The sequence below is a fragment of the Sphingomonas insulae genome, assembly GCF_010450875.1.
Taxonomy (GTDB): domain Bacteria; phylum Pseudomonadota; class Alphaproteobacteria; order Sphingomonadales; family Sphingomonadaceae; genus Sphingomonas; species Sphingomonas insulae.
This window is the reverse complement of sequence record NZ_CP048422.1, coordinates 190,167-206,736: the sequence shown is the minus strand read 5'-3', so window position 1 is coordinate 206,736 and position 16,570 is coordinate 190,167. Positions and strand designations below refer to the sequence as shown.

The 16,570-nt window shown below is 67.6% G+C and carries 13 protein-coding genes; 4 read left to right on the top strand and 9 right to left on the bottom strand.

Going from position 1 to position 16,570, the window contains the following annotated elements; all coding sequences use genetic code 11:
- Nucleotides 1-38 precede the first annotated feature (38 nt).
- The 4 genes from GTH33_RS02615 to GTH33_RS02605 form a co-directional block, all read right to left on the bottom strand.
- Nucleotides 39-2,393, bottom strand: a complete 2,355-nt coding sequence (locus tag GTH33_RS02615) for a TonB-dependent receptor domain-containing protein (RefSeq protein ID WP_249054977.1) — start codon at nucleotides 2,391-2,393, stop codon at nucleotides 39-41.
- Nucleotides 2,300-3,328 (bottom strand): TonB-dependent receptor plug domain-containing protein, encoded by a 1,029-nt coding sequence (locus GTH33_RS18100; protein WP_249054974.1) that lies wholly within the window; start codon nucleotides 3,326-3,328, stop codon nucleotides 2,300-2,302. Before GTH33_RS18100 ends, GTH33_RS02615 begins: the two co-directional genes overlap by 94 nt.
- A gap of 184 nt (nucleotides 3,329-3,512) precedes the next feature.
- Entirely contained in the window at nucleotides 3,513-4,688 is a 1,176-nt protein-coding gene (locus GTH33_RS02610) for an acetyl-CoA C-acetyltransferase (protein WP_163956972.1), read from the bottom strand.
- A gap of 7 nt (nucleotides 4,689-4,695) precedes the next feature.
- The gene (locus tag GTH33_RS02605; RefSeq protein ID WP_163956971.1) at nucleotides 4,696-5,718 is read right to left on the bottom strand and encodes an alpha/beta fold hydrolase; all 1,023 of its coding nucleotides are present in this window, start codon (nucleotides 5,716-5,718) and stop codon (nucleotides 4,696-4,698) included.
- Nucleotides 5,719-5,819: 101 nt separating this feature from the next.
- Between GTH33_RS02605 and phaR the strand changes: the two genes are divergently transcribed.
- Both phaR and GTH33_RS02595 read left to right on the top strand, forming a co-directional pair.
- The gene (phaR, locus tag GTH33_RS02600; protein ID WP_163956970.1) at nucleotides 5,820-6,380 is read left to right on the top strand and encodes a polyhydroxyalkanoate synthesis repressor PhaR; all 561 of its coding nucleotides are present in this window, start codon (nucleotides 5,820-5,822) and stop codon (nucleotides 6,378-6,380) included.
- A gap of 11 nt (nucleotides 6,381-6,391) precedes the next feature.
- Nucleotides 6,392-6,577: a hypothetical protein gene (locus GTH33_RS02595; protein WP_163956969.1), complete on the top strand. Its 186-nt coding sequence runs from the start codon at nucleotides 6,392-6,394 to the stop codon at nucleotides 6,575-6,577.
- 64 nt (nucleotides 6,578-6,641) lie between these two features.
- On the opposite strand, the gene GTH33_RS02590 is transcribed toward GTH33_RS02595, so the two are convergent.
- From GTH33_RS02590 to GTH33_RS02580, 3 genes are read right to left on the bottom strand one after another with little or no spacing between them, the layout of a single operon-like run.
- On the bottom strand, nucleotides 6,642-7,853 hold the full coding sequence (locus GTH33_RS02590) for an aspartyl protease family protein (protein ID WP_163956968.1): 1,212 nt from the start codon (nucleotides 7,851-7,853) through the stop codon (nucleotides 6,642-6,644).
- A 7-nt stretch (nucleotides 7,854-7,860) separates the two neighbouring features.
- The gene (locus tag GTH33_RS02585) at nucleotides 7,861-9,585 is read right to left on the bottom strand and encodes a DUF6311 domain-containing protein (protein WP_212592675.1); all 1,725 of its coding nucleotides are present in this window, start codon (nucleotides 9,583-9,585) and stop codon (nucleotides 7,861-7,863) included.
- 30 nt (nucleotides 9,586-9,615) lie between these two features.
- Nucleotides 9,616-11,145 carry a TadA family conjugal transfer-associated ATPase gene (locus GTH33_RS02580; RefSeq protein WP_163956966.1) on the bottom strand — a complete coding sequence of 510 codons (1,530 nt, stop codon included), beginning with the start codon at nucleotides 11,143-11,145 and terminating at the stop codon, nucleotides 9,616-9,618.
- A gap of 133 nt (nucleotides 11,146-11,278) precedes the next feature.
- Here GTH33_RS02580 and GTH33_RS02575 point away from each other — a divergent pair, with 133 nt between their 5' ends.
- Nucleotides 11,279-12,790, top strand: a complete 1,512-nt coding sequence (locus GTH33_RS02575; RefSeq protein ID WP_163956965.1) for a S1C family serine protease — start codon at nucleotides 11,279-11,281, stop codon at nucleotides 12,788-12,790.
- Nucleotides 12,791-12,863: 73 nt separating this feature from the next.
- Nucleotides 12,864-14,390, top strand: a complete 1,527-nt coding sequence (locus GTH33_RS02570) for a tetratricopeptide repeat protein (RefSeq protein WP_163959543.1) — start codon at nucleotides 12,864-12,866, stop codon at nucleotides 14,388-14,390.
- Between the two features lie 6 nt (nucleotides 14,391-14,396).
- On the opposite strand, the gene ada is transcribed toward GTH33_RS02570, so the two are convergent.
- Nucleotides 14,397-15,422: a bifunctional DNA-binding transcriptional regulator/O6-methylguanine-DNA methyltransferase Ada gene (gene ada / locus GTH33_RS02565; RefSeq protein ID WP_163956964.1), complete on the bottom strand. Its 1,026-nt coding sequence runs from the start codon at nucleotides 15,420-15,422 to the stop codon at nucleotides 14,397-14,399.
- Nucleotides 15,423-15,471: 49 nt separating this feature from the next.
- Nucleotides 15,472-16,419 (bottom strand): hypothetical protein, encoded by a 948-nt coding sequence (locus GTH33_RS02560; RefSeq protein ID WP_243848171.1) that lies wholly within the window; start codon nucleotides 16,417-16,419, stop codon nucleotides 15,472-15,474.
- Nucleotides 16,420-16,570 lie beyond the last annotated feature (151 nt).

Here is a 16,570-nt window from a genome sequence, read left to right as displayed (position 1 = left end):
CGAGATTTTTCTCGCCCCTTTAGATGCAGTGCGCCGTATTAGAACCGGGCGCGGAAGCCAGCGTGATAGGCGCGGCCGGTAAACCGGAAGATCGCCGTACCAACGCCATTCGCCAGCGTACCGAACGGCGGGAGCTGGTTGAACACGTTGTCGACACCCGCGTACAACTGGAAGGCGTCCTTCTTTCCGTTATTCTCGATATTCCACGTCATCTGAAGATCCGAATACGTGATCACCGGATACTTGATGGGGGACGATGCATCGATATTCGCCGGTGGCAAGCCATTCACCGAATTGAAGTTGTTGTACGCGGTCACGTACTGCGTCCCAATCAGGTGGAGGCGATACCCGAGGATAACCGGCCCGATACCGAGATCCGTGTCCCACTGGAATTCGTCCTTCGGGAAACCGATGTTCTCGAGATTATGCGTTTCGAAATCAGGATTGGTCGGATCTTGATAGTCGCTGTTCTTAAGGGTGTGAACGTAAATCATGTTCGTGTTGAACTTCACGTTCTCTGAAATGTCCTTGCGATACGAGACGTTGAAGTCGATGCCCTTGCGCTCGCGCTTCGCAAAGTTGAGCGGCGCTTGGATCAGCGAATTGGCAAGGACCTGTCCCGGAAGTTCGCCGGCGGGACCCGTGCCGGTGCCAAGGTAGCGCGAGAACGAGGAGCAGAAGACGTTGTTCAGACTTGCCGAGTCGTAACACTGGTTAACGATCGTCTGCGCGGCGACCGACGTGATGATGCCCTTCACCCGGATGTTATAGTAATCCACCGTCACCGACAGACCCGGAATGAAGCTCGGCTGGATCACGCCACCGAACGTCCAGGAATCCGATTTTTCAGGCGCCAGGTTCGGGTTGCTGCCGCTCACGATCGGGAGGGCGACGCCATTTACCAGATTATTCCGCTGTGCCGCCGTCAGCTGGGCCGTGCAATTGGTGTTACGGTTGGCGCTCGCGCCGATGTTGTTCGCCTGGCAGGGATCCTGGAAGTTGTTGGCGAAGTTCGGGACCAGCGGGAAGCCGGTTTCCGAAACGTTGGGCGCACGAACTGCACGACCGTAATTGGCCCGGAAGCGGACGTCTCTGATCGGCGACCACTGTGCACCGCCGTTGTAGGTCCAGGTCGAACCGATGCCCTTGCCGTAATCCGAGTAACGGCCGGCTCCGGTAAGGGTCAGTTCCTTGAAGAACGGCAGATCCTTGAGGAGCGGCACCTGGACCTCGCCGAAGCCTTCCTTCACCTTGAAGGCAGGCGGATCGAACAGGGGGATCGACACACCGTTGGTGTAGCCATCGGTCACGAACGGATCCTGCCTGTAATAGGCCTTCTCACGACGATATTCACCGCCGAGCGAGAAGCGGATCGGGCCACCCGGCAGCTCGAACAGCTGGCTCGTGTCACCGCCGACGAATGCCTGGATGTCGAGCTGCGTCAGCTTTGCCTTCGCGTCGAAGGCACGAGAGAAGTAATTGACGGCTGCGGTGTTATCCGAACCCCCGAACGGGTTGTACGGCCGACAGGCCGCGATATCCGCCGCCAGACGCGCCGCGTTGACCGCCGTGTCGCCGGAATTTGCACGCTGGATGGCGATTGCCGAGGCCGGATCGTATTGCGACCGACACTGAATCTGGCCCGTCACCGGATTACGGCCGGCATCCATCGCAAGCGAGAAGCGCTGGCGATCGATAAAGCCGTTGGTGTTGGTCGTCTGGTTGAACTCGCCGTAGTTGCCCGAGAGTTCATACGACCAGTCGCCATTAAACGTGCCACGAAGGCCGCCGACGATACGATAGGTTTCGCGGGTGAACTTCTCGTCACGCAGGCCAACGTCCAGCAGATTGCGTGCAAGCTGGAAACGATACGAGCCATCGGCGATTGCCGCGCGGTTGGCGGCGGTCAGGTTGCCGCCTGCCGGGCACGACGCGGTGAGGCTGGTGTTGCAACCCGACGCGAGGATCAGGTTCGCCAGCGTGGTACGGTCTGCCGCAGCCAGGAACGGGTTGTCGATACGCGGCCGCTCGCGCGCGTCGCCGATGTTGCCCGTGTTGCCCGAACCGGTCTGAATGAAAGACGGGCCGGCATTGTTGCCGACTGCCCGTACCCGGTCGTACTTCGCCTCGAGGAACACCTCCAACGCCGGCGCGAACTCGTAATGCGACAGCACGTTGAAATTGGCACGCTCGAGGAACGGCAGGATCGAGACCGTTTGGCCTTCGCGGCCAGTCGCACCGTTGCCTCCCAGGATGCCACCCGTCGGGCCGGAGCCGTAGCGCGTCCCGGTCTGCGGCGTCAGGCGACCGTCCTGGGTGAAGATGTAGGTGCAATTGTACGGCGTGCCGTTGGTGTTCGGCCCCCGGCGGTGGCCAGCGTGCCGGTGCCGCATGCCGCGATCCCGGGCTGCTGCTGGATCGGGATCAGGCCGTACGGATTATTGGTGGCGCTGTGGATATTCCGCAGGAATATCGCGTCCGGAAACCCGTCGCTGCCGCTGGTCAGCCCGCCAGGATCGGTATCAACCGTGGCGATGGCGTTTACCGTTCGGAAGTACGGAACATCAGACGCGAATACGCGCTCCTGATGCGTGAACTGGCCGCTGACGGTGATGTTGCCGCGGCCATCCGCGAAATTTTTGCCGGCAAGGACGGAAATCAGCTGGTTGCCACCAAAGCCAGGTTCATTGATGCCGGTCGAGCCACGGAGCTCCAATCCGTTGTAATCGCGCTTCAGAATGAAGTTCACGACGCCGGCAATGGCATCCGAACCGTACACCGCGGAGTTGCCGCCGGTCACGATGTCGATGCGATCGATGAGGTTGTTCGGAATGGAGTTGACGTCGGGCGACACTGCGTTGTTCAGGATGTCAGCGGCGACGTGGCGACGGCCGTTGACCAGGACCAGCGTACGTGAGGTGCCCAGACCGCGAAGATCGAGCAGGTTCAGACCGCCGATGCCGATGCCCGAGCCGGGGTTCTGCTGTGAGAAGGTGCTGGCGAGCTGCGGCAGGTCGTTCAGCACCGAACCAACGTTGGTTTGGCCTTGCGCCAACAGGCTATCGCCGCTGACCGACGTGATCGGAACGTCCGAGACGAGATTCGGGCTGCGAATGCGCGAACCGGTGATGACGATGTCTTCATTGGGGCGCGCCGAGTCGTCACTGTTCGTACCGGTGCTCGACGTACCGGCCGGCGCCTCTTGCGGCACGCATTCAGTCGTCACGGTATCAGAGCACGGAGGGAGCGTCGTCGTCTGCGCAGACGCGATCGGGGCCAACAGCATCCCGCCCGCGAGCGCGCTCGCGGATAGCAACCAATTCTTCATTTTAATCCCCTGTTTCAGGCTTTTCGCCTTTGTCAGGGGACTAACGTGTCCCAACTCAATTCATTGAAACAAGTGGATTTAATATCCACAATGGACATAGCTCGATATTCATCGGAACTGTCGCCAAAATGACACGAATCTGTCGGGTTTCGTGTCGCTTCGTTTCCAAACCGCTTAAAATGCGTCAGTCACGTTCCACGCACATCGCGATGCCCATGCCGCCGCCGATGCACAGCGTCGCCAGTCCCTTCTTCGCATCGCGCTTTTGCATCTCGTATATAAGCGTGGTCAGCACGCGTGCGCCGCTGGCGCCGATCGGGTGGCCGATGGCGATCGCGCCGCCGTTGACGTTGACCTTGTCGGCGTCCCAGCCGAGTTCCTTGCCGACCGACAGCGCCTGCGCCGCGAACGCTTCGTTGGCCTCGATCAGGTCGAGGTCGGCGATCGTCCAGCCGGCCTTTTCCAGTGCCTTGCGGCTGGCGGGGACGGGGCCGATGCCCATGATCGACGGGTCGACGCCGGCGCTCGCCCAACTCTTGATCGTCGCAAGCACGGGGGTGCCGCGCTTGTCGGCCTCCTCGCGGCTCATCAGGACCAGCGCGGCGGCGCCGTCGTTGAGGCCGCTGGCATTGGCCGCGGTGACGGTACCGTCCTTCTTGAACGCGGGGCGCACGCCGCTGACGCTGTCCAGCGTCGCACCGGCGCGAATATATTCGTCGTCGGCGACCACGGTGTCGCCCTTGCGACCCTTGATCGTCACCGGCGCGATCTCGTCCTTGAACCGGCCGCTGCCGCGTGCCGCCTCGGCCTTGTTCTGGCTGCCTACGGAAAATGCGTCCTGGTCGACGCGCGTCACCTGATATTGTTCGGCCAGATTCTCGGCGGTGATCCCCATGTGATAGCCGTTGAAGACGTCGGTCAGGCCGTCGCTGACCATCGTGTCGACCAGGCTGACGGCGCCCATCTTGGTCCCGCCGCGCATCGTCTGGGCGTGCGCGGACAGCGACATGCTCTCCTGCCCGCCGGCGACGACGATCGTGGCGTCACCGGTCTGGATCGCCTGGCATGCCAGCGCGACGGCGCGCAGGCCCGATCCGCAGACCTGGTTGACGCCCCACGCCGGAACCTCCTTGGGGATGCCCGCCGCCATCGATGCCTGTCGGGCCGGGTTCTGCCCCTGTGCGGCGGTGAGCACCTGCCCCAGGATCACTTCGGATACGTCGGCGCCGTCGACGCCGGCCTGCGCCAGCGCCGCCTCGATCGCGACGCGGCCGAGCTCGTGCGCGGGGGTGGCGGCAAACGCGCCCAGGAAACTTCCCACCGGGGTGCGCTTGGCGGCGGTAACGACGATCTCGGTCATGATGGCCCTACTCCTTTGTCCCGCCTCTACCCGGTGGCAGGGTTGCGATCCAGTGGGCGAGCGGTTCCCACAACATCGCGCGGGCACGACCGCCGACGATCATGCCGACATGGCCGAGCGCCAGGTCGCGGCGATCGGGCAGGCCCGCCGCGGTCGCTGCGGGAACGATGCGATCGGTCGCGGACACGAACTCGACCGCCGGGCAGGCGAGCCGATCGGGACCGGCGGCGCGGCTGCGGATCGTCCAGCCGCCGGTGCCGGGCAGATCGTGCGCGATGAAGCGTTCGAACAGGTCGCGCGCGCCGGCCAGCGGCAGCGGCTCGCCCGCGTTCGCCCAATCCTCGAGCTGCACGAACGATCGGGCCTGTTCGCCCGCGGGGTCGAACCGCCCGAACGCTTCGTACTTGCTCACCGTGCGGGCAGGGTCGAGTCGCCAGAAACCGGCCTGCAATACCTCCATCGGCAGCACGCCGAGCGTCTCGCAGGTCGGCCTGGCGGCGGCCCACATGTCGAGCATCACTGGCGCCGCGCTGCCATAGCCGGCGAAGCGCCACGGCGCGGCGATCAGCGCCAGTCCCGCCACCGCGCTGGCACAGGCGGCGGCCAGCGCCATCGTGCCGCCAAGGCAGTAACCGACCAGCACCGGCGGTTCGTCCAGCTGCTCGATCAGCGGGATCAGCAGCGATTCGATGTGGGCGGTCATGTCGATGTCGCGATCGGCGGGCGTCGGCGCACCCCAGTCGACCAGTGCGACGCGGCACCCCTGTCGCGTCATCCAGCGCACCAGCGATGATTCGCCCAGGTCCAGGATCGCGGGCGGATTGATCAGCGAGGGGACGAAGACGACCATGCGGCCGCGCCCGCCGTAATAGCGCAGGCTGGCGCGGCCGGCGGTGGCGAGCGCCGGCATCGGCGCGGGCGGGGCGGGGCGGGGCGCCCGCTGGTAGGCGGCGAGGCCCGCCAGCGCCGCCGCCATCCGTTCGGGATTTGCTGCGGTTTCGCTGCGCAGCATATCCAGGAACAGGGGCAATGGGCGCGGTCCGTGTTGCGGCGCGGCAAATTGAGGCGTAGCAACAGCTTCAGTCATGGACGTCCGCCTTTGCAAGGTGGGGTTGCGGACAGGGGAGCGGTATGAAGAAACAGAACGCCGACGGGATCGTCATCATCAAGAAATACGCCAACCGGCGCCTCTACAACACCGAAACCTCGTCCTACATCACGCTCGACCATCTCGCGACGATGACCCGCGAAGGCCGCGACTTCAAGGTGGTCGACGCTAAGACCGACGACGACATCACCCACAACGTCCTCACCCAGATCATCATGGAAGAGGAAAGCCGCGGCCAGACCATGCTGCCGGTCAGTTTCCTGCGCCAGCTGATCTCGATGTACGGGGATTCGATGCAGTCGATGGTGCCGGGCTATCTGGAAGCGTCGATGGATAGTTTCCGCCGCAACCAGGAACAGTTCAAGTCCGCGGTCGAGGGGGCGTTCGCCCACTCGCCGTTCGCCGAGATCGCCAAGCGCAACCTGCAGATGTTCGAAGCGGCGGCGCAGGCGTTCCAGCCGCCGGCCGGCGGTGTCGCCGCCGCGCCCGCGCCGGCTCCCGCCCCCAAGAGCAAGGACGACGAGATCGCCGCGCTGAAGGCGGAAATGGCGCGGTTGCAGGACAAGGTCGCCAAGCTCGGCTGAGGACAGGCGGCATGCCGGCGATGTTCTGGGGCGCCGGCGCGAGCGTCGCCATCGCGCTGTTCGCCGCGCTGCGGGACCGGCGACGCCGGCTGCGCGACGATCCGGACCGGGTCGGCTGGGTCGACTGGCGCACGGTGCAGATGGCGGCGCTGCTGGCGACGATCCTGCTGGTCAGCATCGGCCTGCACACGCGCTAACGCCGCGCGAACGGCGCGATGCACGCGGGCGCAGCCAGACGGTTTGCTCAGCCGGATCGGGCGCTCAGTAGAATCGGGCGAGCGTCAGCGTGCGGGTGGTCCCGTCGCACATCCCCAGCGTCACCAGCGTTCCCGATGCGCCGACCGCCCATTTCGCCAGCGTGGTGGTGGGATAATCGGGCGTGACCGCCTGTCCGTCGACGCGGCAGATCGTCTCGCCCGCCTGCCAGCCGGCGGCCGCGGCAGGGCCGCCGCGCATCACGTGCAACACCTTCAACCGGTCGCGCTCCAACCCGACCAGCAGCCCGCTCGTCGATCGCAACGGCGCCGCATCGGCATCCGGCCCGGGCTTCAGCACCATTCGCCCGGCGGCCGGATCCAGCAATACGCGATAATGTTGCAGCAGGCCCGAACCGATGCGTCCGGCGACGCCGATCGTGTCGGAAAAGCCGCCCGCCGGCTCCACCCGCGCCTCGACGTTGCGGACGACCTGCTGGCCCAGCGTCACCGCCGGCAGGATCGCGAGCGTGCTCACCGTTTCGCCGGCAAGCCCGAACGAGATGGTGGTGGTGGTCGGCAGCGCGTCGATCCGGGCGGTCTTGGCCGCGCCCGGGGCCAGCGTGATCGCTGATCCGTCGCCGGTATCGACGATCATCGGGGCGATGCGCCGGCCGCCGACCGTGGCGCTGCTTTCGTAGACCCGGCGACCGGCCGAGATCGCCAGCGGCGCCAGCGCGCCGACGAACGGCAGGCGCCCCGACGGGATCAGGCGGAAGCGGCGGTTGGCATAGTCGATGTCGAGCGCCTGGCCGCCGGTGACGTCGCGGCCGACCAGCATGTCGACCGCGCGCGCACTGCCGGTGGCGAGCGCGGGCAGGTCGGCGACGGTGACGCCGCCGCCGGTGCGGGTGAGGCCGCCGATCGTCAGCCGCCGCGTCGGCTGCCACCCGATCGCGACCGCACCGCCGCCACCGCCGCCGATCGCGGTCGCCGATCCGTTGGCGGTCACCCGCGCCGGATCGACCGCCACCGACTTGCGGGCAAGGACAGAATAGCTGACGCCGGTGTCGAGGATCGCGGTGACCGGTCGCTCGTCCAGGGTCAGCGTAAAGCGGATCTGGTTGCCCGGCGTCAGGTCGAACGGCACCCATCGTGCCTCCGCGTCGGGGGTGAGGGTCGCGATGCCCTCACGGCTGGTGCCCTGCGCGTGCGCCGGGGCACCGACGAACAGGATTAGCAGCAGCGCCGCGATGGGGCGAGGGCGGATGCGGAGCATCGGCCCGTTATAGCGGGGTTGGGCGTCCGGGAGCGACAGGGATTTTGCGATCCGCCGACGATGACGCGGATCGCGCAGACGGCAGGACGATCCGTATGCCGTCAAGCGTCAGTATGGCGGTCCCCGTGGGTGTCGGCACGTCGGGGCCGAGGACGTACATCCTGCCGGGAATATAGGCGCCCCGATCGAAGGCGGCGTGTTCCGCCTCCAGCCGCCGGATCGTCGCGCGGCTGCCGCGCGCGGCATAGACGTTGGACACCTGGCGCCCCACCTTGACCGCGCGCCATGCCACCTCCTGGAACAGGCCCAGGTCCTTGGTGACGTCGCCGGGGATGAAGGCGATCGATCGCGATGCGGCGATGGCCTGGTCCCAGCGCGGATCGCGCGTGCGGACGTAGAGCCTGTGGCGGTCGGCCTCCGCGCTCTGGGCACGGATCGCGCTCGCCATGCCGGACAGGTCGGCGAATTGAAGGGCGAGGACGCCGACCAGCGCCAGCGCGGCGCGCTCCGCCGACAGGCGATAGACCGACAGGATCGCCACGAAGATCATGACATAGCCGATCGGCCAGAACAGGCGACCCGATGCCCGCACCGGGTCGAGCGCGATCTGCAGGACTACCGGCAGGCGCATATGCAGCACCGCGAGGATGCCGAGCACCAGCAGGGCGGGCACCAGCCGGCGCAGGCGCTGCCGGGTCGCCCGCTCTCCGGTCCGCGCCGGGCAACCCCATGCGATCAGCACCGCGACACCGATCAGCACCAGCCCGCCGACGCCGAGATACTGGAAGCCCTCGAAATAGCGGGCGGGCCTCGGTTCCTGCGCGGGCAGCAGGTTGGAAAAGCTCTGGATGCCCGGATTCCACAGCGCATCCAGCGGCATGGAGAAGGCGCCGAAGTTGCGCACCGCCACCTGATCGCCGACGCCCAGCCACCATGCCAGTGCCGCGACCAGCGCCAGCATGGCGACGCCCTGGCCGATCGTCACCGCGCGCAAGCGGGGGGAACCATCGACCAGCCGCACCAGCATCGCCGATGCCCAGATCGCGCCGACCATGACCAGCAGATAGCTGTGGATAAGGGCGGTGATCGCGATCAGCGGCACCCACCAGCCCATCCGCTCGCGCCGTACCGGATCGAGGAACAGGCACAGCGCGGCCAGGATCGTCCAATGCGCCATCAGGTTGACGTGGACGAACCGGTTGGCGAGCGTCGGGGGAAAGGCGAGCAGCACGACGCCGACCCACAGCGCCACCGCACCCGGCGCATGACGGCGGAGCAGCAACCAGGCGAACAGCGCCTGGAGGATCAGGTTGAGCAGGGTGAACGGCCCCACAAGCTGCGCATCGTCCGGCAACAGGCGCGCGAACGGCTTCGCCATCAGCGTCAGCAGCGGGTTGCTGTCGGTATAGAGCACCGGCACGCCGTCCGGCGCGTTGAGCAGGTGCGTCGTGAGCGAGGCCCCGGCGGCGGGATCATGCCAATAGGCATGCGCGCCGAGCGCGTTTTCGCCATTGTCGCTCGCCCGGATCAGCCAGCCGGGATTGCCGATGTCCAACGTCGCGGCATGGAAGAACGCTAGGAACAGCAGCACGGGTATGACCAGCAGCAGCACCGGCGTCGCGGCGCGGCGCATCGTCCACCCTCCCGCCGTGAACGCGGACGGTGACGATGGCGCCGTCAGGCCCGGAACGGCCCTCGCACCGACCAGCGGGCGTACCGCGCTGGCCATCATGCGTCTGCCTGCATCATGAAACGGTCGCGCCTACAGGCACGCTTCGAGATAGGCGCTGTCGAAGCCGAACTGCTTGGCCTTGTCGAGCGTGTAGGGGCGCAGGCCCATCGAGCGATATTCGCCGATGATTTTGCCGTCGGCGCTCTCGTCCAGATATTCGAACTTGAACAATTCCTGCGTCACGATCACCGGGCCTTCCATGCCGATCACCTCGGTGACGTTGGTGACGCGGCGCGACCCGTCGCGCAGGCGCTTCACCTGAATGATGAGCTCGACCGAATCGGCGATCTGGCGGCTGATCGCCTCCTTGGGCACCTTGATGTCGGACATCATCACCATGTTCTCCATACGCGCCAGCGCCTCGCGCGGGGAGTTTGCGTGGAGCGTACACATCGATCCGTCGTGGCCGGTGTTCATCGCCGCGAGCATGTCGAAACATTCGGACCCACGAATTTCGCCCAGGATGATGCGGTCCGGGCGCATACGCAGCGCGTTCTTGACGAGGTCGCGGATGCTGATCTCGCCCTGACCCTCGAGGTTGGCGGGGCGGGTTTCGAGGGGGAGCCAGTGCGGCTGCTGCAACCGCAATTCGGCCGCGTCCTCGATCGTCAGCACCCGCTCGCCGGGGTCGATCATCTTCGACAGCGCGTTGAGCATCGTCGTCTTGCCCGAACCCGTGCCGCCGCTGATGACGACGTTGAACCGGCTGGCGCCCGCGATCTTCAGCGCGGTCGCCATCTTGGGGCTCATCGATCCGAAGCCCGCCATCATGTCGAGCGTGATCGGTTTCGCCGAGAATTTACGGATCGAGATCGCCGTGCCCTTCAGGCTCAGCGGTGGCACAATGACGTTTACGCGGCTGCCGTCCTTCAGGCGGGCGTCGGCGAGCGGCGTCGTCTGGTCGACGCGGCGGCCGACCGAATTGACGATGCGCTGCGCGATCTGGAACAGATGCTCCTCGTCGCGAAACTGGATCTGCGCCAGCTCCAGCTTGCCCTTGCGCTCGACATAGGTCTGGTCGGGACCGTTGACCATGATGTCGCTGATCGCCGGATCGGCGAGCAGTTCCTCGAGCGGCCCGAGCCCGAGCAGTTCGTCGACCAGCACCTTTTCCAGCGCGAATTGTTCGCGGCGGTTGAGCGTCAGCTTCAGCTCGGCGAGCACCTCGCCGATGATCGGGCGGAATTCCTCGGCCAGCTCGTCCTTGCCCAGCGTCGCGGCGGCTTCGGGATCGACGCGTTCGAGCAGGCGCGGCAGCACCTGTTCCTTGATCTTGTGGATCGATGCCTCGAATCCCTCGCCACGGCTGCTGCCGGCATCGCCGCTGGCGTTCTGCCGATCGGTGAGGCGCTGCATCGCGTCCAGCGAACCGGCCGGCATCGTGCCGGGCAGCGCATTCTCGCCGGGAAGCGGCATCGATTCGATCGGTGGAAACTGGCTGCCCGGCGCGGATTCCTCCGGTCGCGCCAGGCCATTGCCCTGCATCGGACGTGCTACGCCGAACGCCGGCCTCGCCGGCTGTCCGCCACTCATTCCGCTGCGACGCCCGAACGCGCTCATGCAATACCCCCTGAACCTGCCGAAAGGGGTAGGCGGCAGAGTTTGACATTTTCCTAACCAAACCCGGCCGGCGGACGATCGATGCGCCGGCGCGCTTGACAGCGGCGGGCGACTGCCGTTCGAAGGCGCGCTCATGCGCCGCCTCCTGCTACTCCTCATCGCGCTCGGCTGGACCGTCGCCGTCGCCGCGCCCGCCATGGCGGACGATATCGGCGCGACGGCACGGGGCGTCGTCCGCGTCGTCACGATCGCGGTGGTCGACGGGCAGGTGGTCGGCTTCGGCCATGGCAGCGGCGTCGCGGTCGCGCCCAACCGCATCGTCACCAACGCGCACGTCATGGAACTCGCCGAACGCTATCCCGACAACGTCGTCGTCGGGGTGGTGCCGTCGGAAGGGGACAAGAGCTACCAGGGGCGCGTCGTCGCCTATGATTCGCAACGCGATCTGGCGCTGATCGAATTCGCCGGCGCCAGTCTGCCGCCCGCCGCCCTCTACACCGGACCGGTGGGCGAGGGCGAATCGGTTGTCGCACTCGGCTATCCCGGCAACGTCGATCTCGCCACCGCCCGGTCGGCCGCCGATTACATCCGCCCGACCTCGCCGGTGCGCTCCGAGGGGGTGTTCTCCGGCCGGCGCAGCCTGACCGGGGTCGAGGTACTGCTGCACACCGCCAACATCGCTCGCGGCAATTCGGGCGGACCGCTGCTCGATCGCTGCGGCCGGGTGATCGGCATCAATTCGGCGATCACCCGGGGCGAGGAGGGCGACAGCTCGTTCGGGTTCGCGATCGCTGATACCGAGCTGGCCGCCTTCCTGCGCGAGGCGAAGCAGCCCTATGCCACGGTCGGCACGCCCTGCACCTCGATCGAGGAACGGTTGCGTGACGACAGCGAGGCGGATGCCCGCGCCCGCGCCGATGCGCTCACCACCGCCCGCGAAGCGGCGACCCGGGCGGCGATGGGCCGCGAGGAGGCGCTGGCCCGCGCCCGCGATACGGCGCAGACCCGGCGCGAAAACGTCATGGCGATCGCCGGCCTACTGCTGGTGCTCGGCGCGCTCGGCCTCGGTGGTGCGGGCCTGCTGGAATCGCGCGGGGCGCGGCGGCCGGCGCTATGGGCAGCCGGCATCGGTGGCCTCGCGATGATCGCCGCGATCGTGGTGTTCGTGCTGCGTCCCTCGGGCGAGGCGGATGTGCCGACGGCGCCGCCGGCGATGCGTCAGGTCGTGCCGAACGCACCGCTCGGCAAGCTGACCTGCATATTCCAGCCGGACAGCAGCCGCGTCACCGTATCGTCGACCGCCGACGTCGCGCTCGGCTGGGGCGGCAGCGGCTGCGTCAACGGTCGCACCCAATATCTGCCCGCCGGCGATCGTTGGGAACGCGTGCTGGTGCCGGATGGCGAACAGACGGTATCGGTGCTGCTGTTCGATCCGACGACCCGGCGCTACACCAACACCCGCTACATGCTGGGTGCGCAGGCGATGGACCAGATGCGCACGCTGCGAGGGCCCGGTGCGGACAAGGCGTGCAGCATCGACCCGTCGGTGATCGATCGCCTGGCCCAGCGTCAGGCCGCGGTGCGGGCCGCGTTGCCGCCGCTCCCCAACGAAAAACTTGTCTACGCCTGTCGCAAGACGGGCTGACACCGTTTGCCGGCGCCGCTAGCATTCGCCATGATAGGGGAGGACGGCGTTGCGCAGGAAAACGGGATTGGCGATGCTGTTGGGCGGGCTGGCGATGCTGGCGTTGCCACAATCCGCCTCCGCCGAATGGCTTGAGGCGACGTCGAAACATTTCGTCGTCTATGCGAACGGCGATGCGGACGACGTCCGGCGACAGGCGGAACTGCTGGAGCGGTTCGATAGCCTTATCCGTTACTTCAACGCCATTCCCGCCCGTGAGGAAGACGGATCGAACAAGCTGACCGTCTATGTCGTCGCGAACGACGCCGCGGTCCGGCGGATGTTCGGGGCGGGCGGCACCAACATCGCCGGCTTCTACCAGGGGCGGGCGAGCGGCTCCGTCGCGTTCACGCCGGCGCGCGGGCGCGGCGACACGTCACCCAACGCGCTGCAACCGCAGATCGTGCTGTTCCACGAATATGCGCACCACCTGATGCTGGCGAACACCCGTGTCGCCGTCCCTGCCTGGTACGGCGAAGGCTATGCGGAATTCCTGTCGACCGCGCGCTTCGAAAAGGACGTCGTCTGGGTCGGCGCGCCGGCGCAGCACCGCGCGTACGACCTGTTGATCGCCAAGGGCCTGTCTGCCGAACAATTGTTCTCGCTCGATCGCGGCAAGATGTCGGAAAGCCAGACCGCCTCGCTCTATGCCCGCGGCTGGCTGCTCACGCATTACCTGACGGTCGATGCCAAGCGGCGCGACCAGCTCGAATCCTACCTGCTGGCGGTCAACGCCGGCAAACCGGGGGAGGAGGCGGCGCGGGCGGCGTTCGGCGACCTGCGCGCGCTGGACAAGGCGCTCGCCGCCTATCTCGGCAAGTCGACGCTGCCCGCCTACAAGATCCCGCTCGATCGGTTGCCCGATCCCGTAGTGACGCTGCGGCCGCTGCGACCGGGGGAAAAGGCGATGATCGAACTTAGGATGCGCTCCGATCGCGGCGTCAACCGCGATACGGCGCAGCCCATCCTCGCCAGCGCGGTGCCGATCGGCGAACGCTATCCCGACGATCCCGTGGTGCAGGGCTGGCTGGCCGAAATGGCGCTGGACGCCGGCCGTTACGACCTGGCCGATGCCGCCGCCGACCGTGCGCTCGCGCTCGATCCGAAATCGTCGCAGGCGCTGGTCTACAAGGCGCAGGTCCATCTGCGCCGCGCGCGCGAAGCGAAGGCGACCGATCCGGCGGTGTGGCGGGAGGCGCGCAGCTGGCTGTTGAAGGCCAACAAGCTCGATGCCAACGACGCCTATGCACTGCTGCTCTATTATTCCAGCTTCGGCATGGCGCACACCAGGCCGACCGACAATGCCAAGGCGGCGCTGAGCCGCGCACACGAACTGGTGCCGCAGGATTACGGCCTCGGCTTCGGCTATGCGATGCAGGCGCTGGTCGATGACCGGATGGACGACGCCCGTGCGGCGCTGCGCCCGCTGGCCTATTCCGCGCACAGCGGTCCCAACAATCCCGCCGCCCGGCTGCTCGCACAGATCGACGCGGGCAAGACCGGCACGGCGGCGATGGCGGCGGCGGGTGCCGATATCAAGGACGCGAATCAGCCCGAATAGGCGGCTTCAGTCCCGCTCGCGGCCCAGCAACGCCTGCTTGCGCTCGATGCCATAGGCATAGCCGCCAAGGCCGCCGTCGCTGCGCGTGATCCGGTGACAGGGGACGACCACGGCCAGCGGATTGCTGCCGCAGGCCGTCCCCGCCGCGCGCACCGCGCCCGGCCGGCCGGCGGCGGCGGCGAGTTCGGCATAGCTGCGCGTCTCGCCGGCGGGAATCGTCTGCAGCGCCTGCCACACCGCCTCCTGGAATGCGGTGCCGCGCACGTCGAGCGGCAGCGCGGCGTCGCGCCCCGGCGTCTCGACCAGCGCGACGACCTCGGCGGCCAGCGTCGCCAGCGCCGCGTCGCCGGCGGCGATCTGCGCTGCGGGAAAGCGGCGTGCCAACGCATCGGCATCCTCGTCGAAGGCGACGCGGCACAGCCCCTTGTCGGTAGCGGCGATCAGCAGGGGACCAAGCGTCGTCGTCGCCACCGTCCAGCGGATCGTCACCCCCGCGCCGCCGCGCGCCCAGGCGCTGGGGCTCATCCCCAATCGCCGCGCACCATCCGCATAGAAACGGCTCGCGGCGCCATAGCCCGCTGCGTAGATCGCCGCGGTGACGCTGCCGTCGCGTTGCAGCGCCTCCGCCGCGCGCGTCGCGCGCAGCGCGCGGGCGTAAGCGGCGGGCGTCACCCCGGTCGCGCGGCGGAACAGGCGCAGGAAGTGATGCGGGGCATAGCCGACCTGCGCGGCCAGCGCCTCCAGCCCGATGCCGTCCTCCGCCGCCGCGATCAGCGCCACCGCCGCCGCCACCGCGCGGCTGTCGCGCGCCACCTCGTCCGGCTTGCAGCGCAGGCAGGCGCGATAGCCCGCCGCCCGTGCTGCGGCGCCATCGGCCAGGAAGCGGACGTTGTCGCGGTGCGGATGCCGCGCCGGGCAGCTCGGCTTGCAATAGATGCCGGTGGTCCGCACCGCCGCGACGAAGGCGCCGTCCTGCGCCCGGTCGCGGGCGGCGAATGCGGCCCAGGCCGCGTCCTGATCGATCATGGTCATGCCGACCCGATAGCCGATCGCGATCGGCGCCCCATCCCGGCGGTTGCGTTCAAAGTCCGGTGCCGCGCACCGGCGGCCGGGCGCGCATCGCCGCCACGTCCTGCGCGCCCGCCGCGAGCGCGCCGACACGGCCCAGTCCCTTGCTGACCTCGCCCCCCGCCTTGGGCGCGAACAGGCGCGCGCGGGCGTAGCGATCCGCCGCCTCGGCATAGCGTCCCGCCGCCTCCGCGCACAGCGCCAGGTTGAACGTCGTCGACCCGTTGTCCGGCACCATCTGGTCGATCGCGGCAAAGGCGGCGCAGGCGGCGGCCGGATCGCGCTTGGTCAGCCACACCGCGGTCTTGAACCGCGCGGCGACTTCGGGCGACAGGCCGTCGCGCCGCTCCTGCACGCGGATCGTGTAGCTTTCCGCATGCGGCGCCAGGTCCAGCCGGACCTCCGCCGCGACCGATTCGATAAAGCCGTGGACGACGCTGCTCACGTCGCTGGCGACGCCGCTGTCCTCGCACCATGCGTGGCGATCGTCGCGGGTCTTCCTGACCGCATAGGGCTGGCCGCCGCCGCTGCGCGTGTCCAGCCGCAGGTCGGCGCGAAAGTCGATCGTCCGCGCCACGCACGCGACGCGATACTTCTGCTTCGACACGCATTTGCCGTCCTTCTTCTCGACGCAGCGTTCCCGGCTCTCAGTATAGTCGCTGTCGGCGACCGCGACATCGGTGCCGCCGGTCAGCAGTCCGTCGGGGCGCAGGCTCGGCGGGATCAGTCTGGCATGGGGCAGCCCGTCCTCGCCAAGCTTGCCCAGGCGCCGCTCGATCGCATCGGCCAGCTCCTCGCCGTCCGGTCCGTCGAAGCGGCCGACCGCGATCGTCGGCAGAAAGCTCGCCTCGCGTGCCTGCGCCGGGAACACGCCCTCGACCCGCAATGTCTCGGCCGCCGCCGGCGTCGCGGTCATCGCCGCCACCATGCCCCCGACCAACGTCGCCACCCGCCAGCGCATCGCCTGCCTCCTCTTGCCGGATCATCGTTACGCCCGCGATCCTGAACGGCGGCAACATGACGATCCTGTCATCTCTCCACCGCTGCCATACTTGCGCTTCCGCCGACCCCATGCTAGCCGCCCGCCACCCATAGCAGGCGTGCATTTGCGC

What these genes read in the sequence shown, in the direction of transcription:
- GTH33_RS02615 (WP_249054977.1), bottom strand. Translation starts at nt 2,393, where the DNA reads ATGCGGCACCGGCACGCTGGCCACCGCCGGGGGCCGAACACCAACGGC.
- GTH33_RS18100 (WP_249054974.1), bottom strand. Translation starts at nt 3,328, where the DNA reads ATGAAGAATTGGTTGCTATCCGCGAGCGCGCTCGCGGGCGGGATGCTG.
- GTH33_RS02610 (WP_163956972.1), bottom strand. Translation starts at nt 4,688, where the DNA reads ATGACCGAGATCGTCGTTACCGCCGCCAAGCGCACCCCGGTGGGAAGT.
- phaR (WP_163956970.1), top strand. Translation starts at nt 5,820, where the DNA reads ATGAAGAAACAGAACGCCGACGGGATCGTCATCATCAAGAAATACGCC.
- GTH33_RS02595 (WP_163956969.1), top strand. Translation starts at nt 6,392, where the DNA reads ATGCCGGCGATGTTCTGGGGCGCCGGCGCGAGCGTCGCCATCGCGCTG.
- GTH33_RS02590 (WP_163956968.1), bottom strand. Translation starts at nt 7,853, where the DNA reads ATGCTCCGCATCCGCCCTCGCCCCATCGCGGCGCTGCTGCTAATCCTG.
- GTH33_RS02585 (WP_212592675.1), bottom strand. Translation starts at nt 9,585, where the DNA reads ATGATGGCCAGCGCGGTACGCCCGCTGGTCGGTGCGAGGGCCGTTCCG.
- GTH33_RS02580 (WP_163956966.1), bottom strand. Translation starts at nt 11,145, where the DNA reads ATGAGCGCGTTCGGGCGTCGCAGCGGAATGAGTGGCGGACAGCCGGCG.
- GTH33_RS02575 (WP_163956965.1), top strand. Translation starts at nt 11,279, where the DNA reads ATGCGCCGCCTCCTGCTACTCCTCATCGCGCTCGGCTGGACCGTCGCC.
- GTH33_RS02570 (WP_163959543.1), top strand. Translation starts at nt 12,864, where the DNA reads ATGCTGTTGGGCGGGCTGGCGATGCTGGCGTTGCCACAATCCGCCTCC.
- ada (WP_163956964.1), bottom strand. Translation starts at nt 15,422, where the DNA reads ATGACCATGATCGATCAGGACGCGGCCTGGGCCGCATTCGCCGCCCGC.
- GTH33_RS02560 (WP_243848171.1), bottom strand. Translation starts at nt 16,419, where the DNA reads ATGCGCTGGCGGGTGGCGACGTTGGTCGGGGGCATGGTGGCGGCGATG.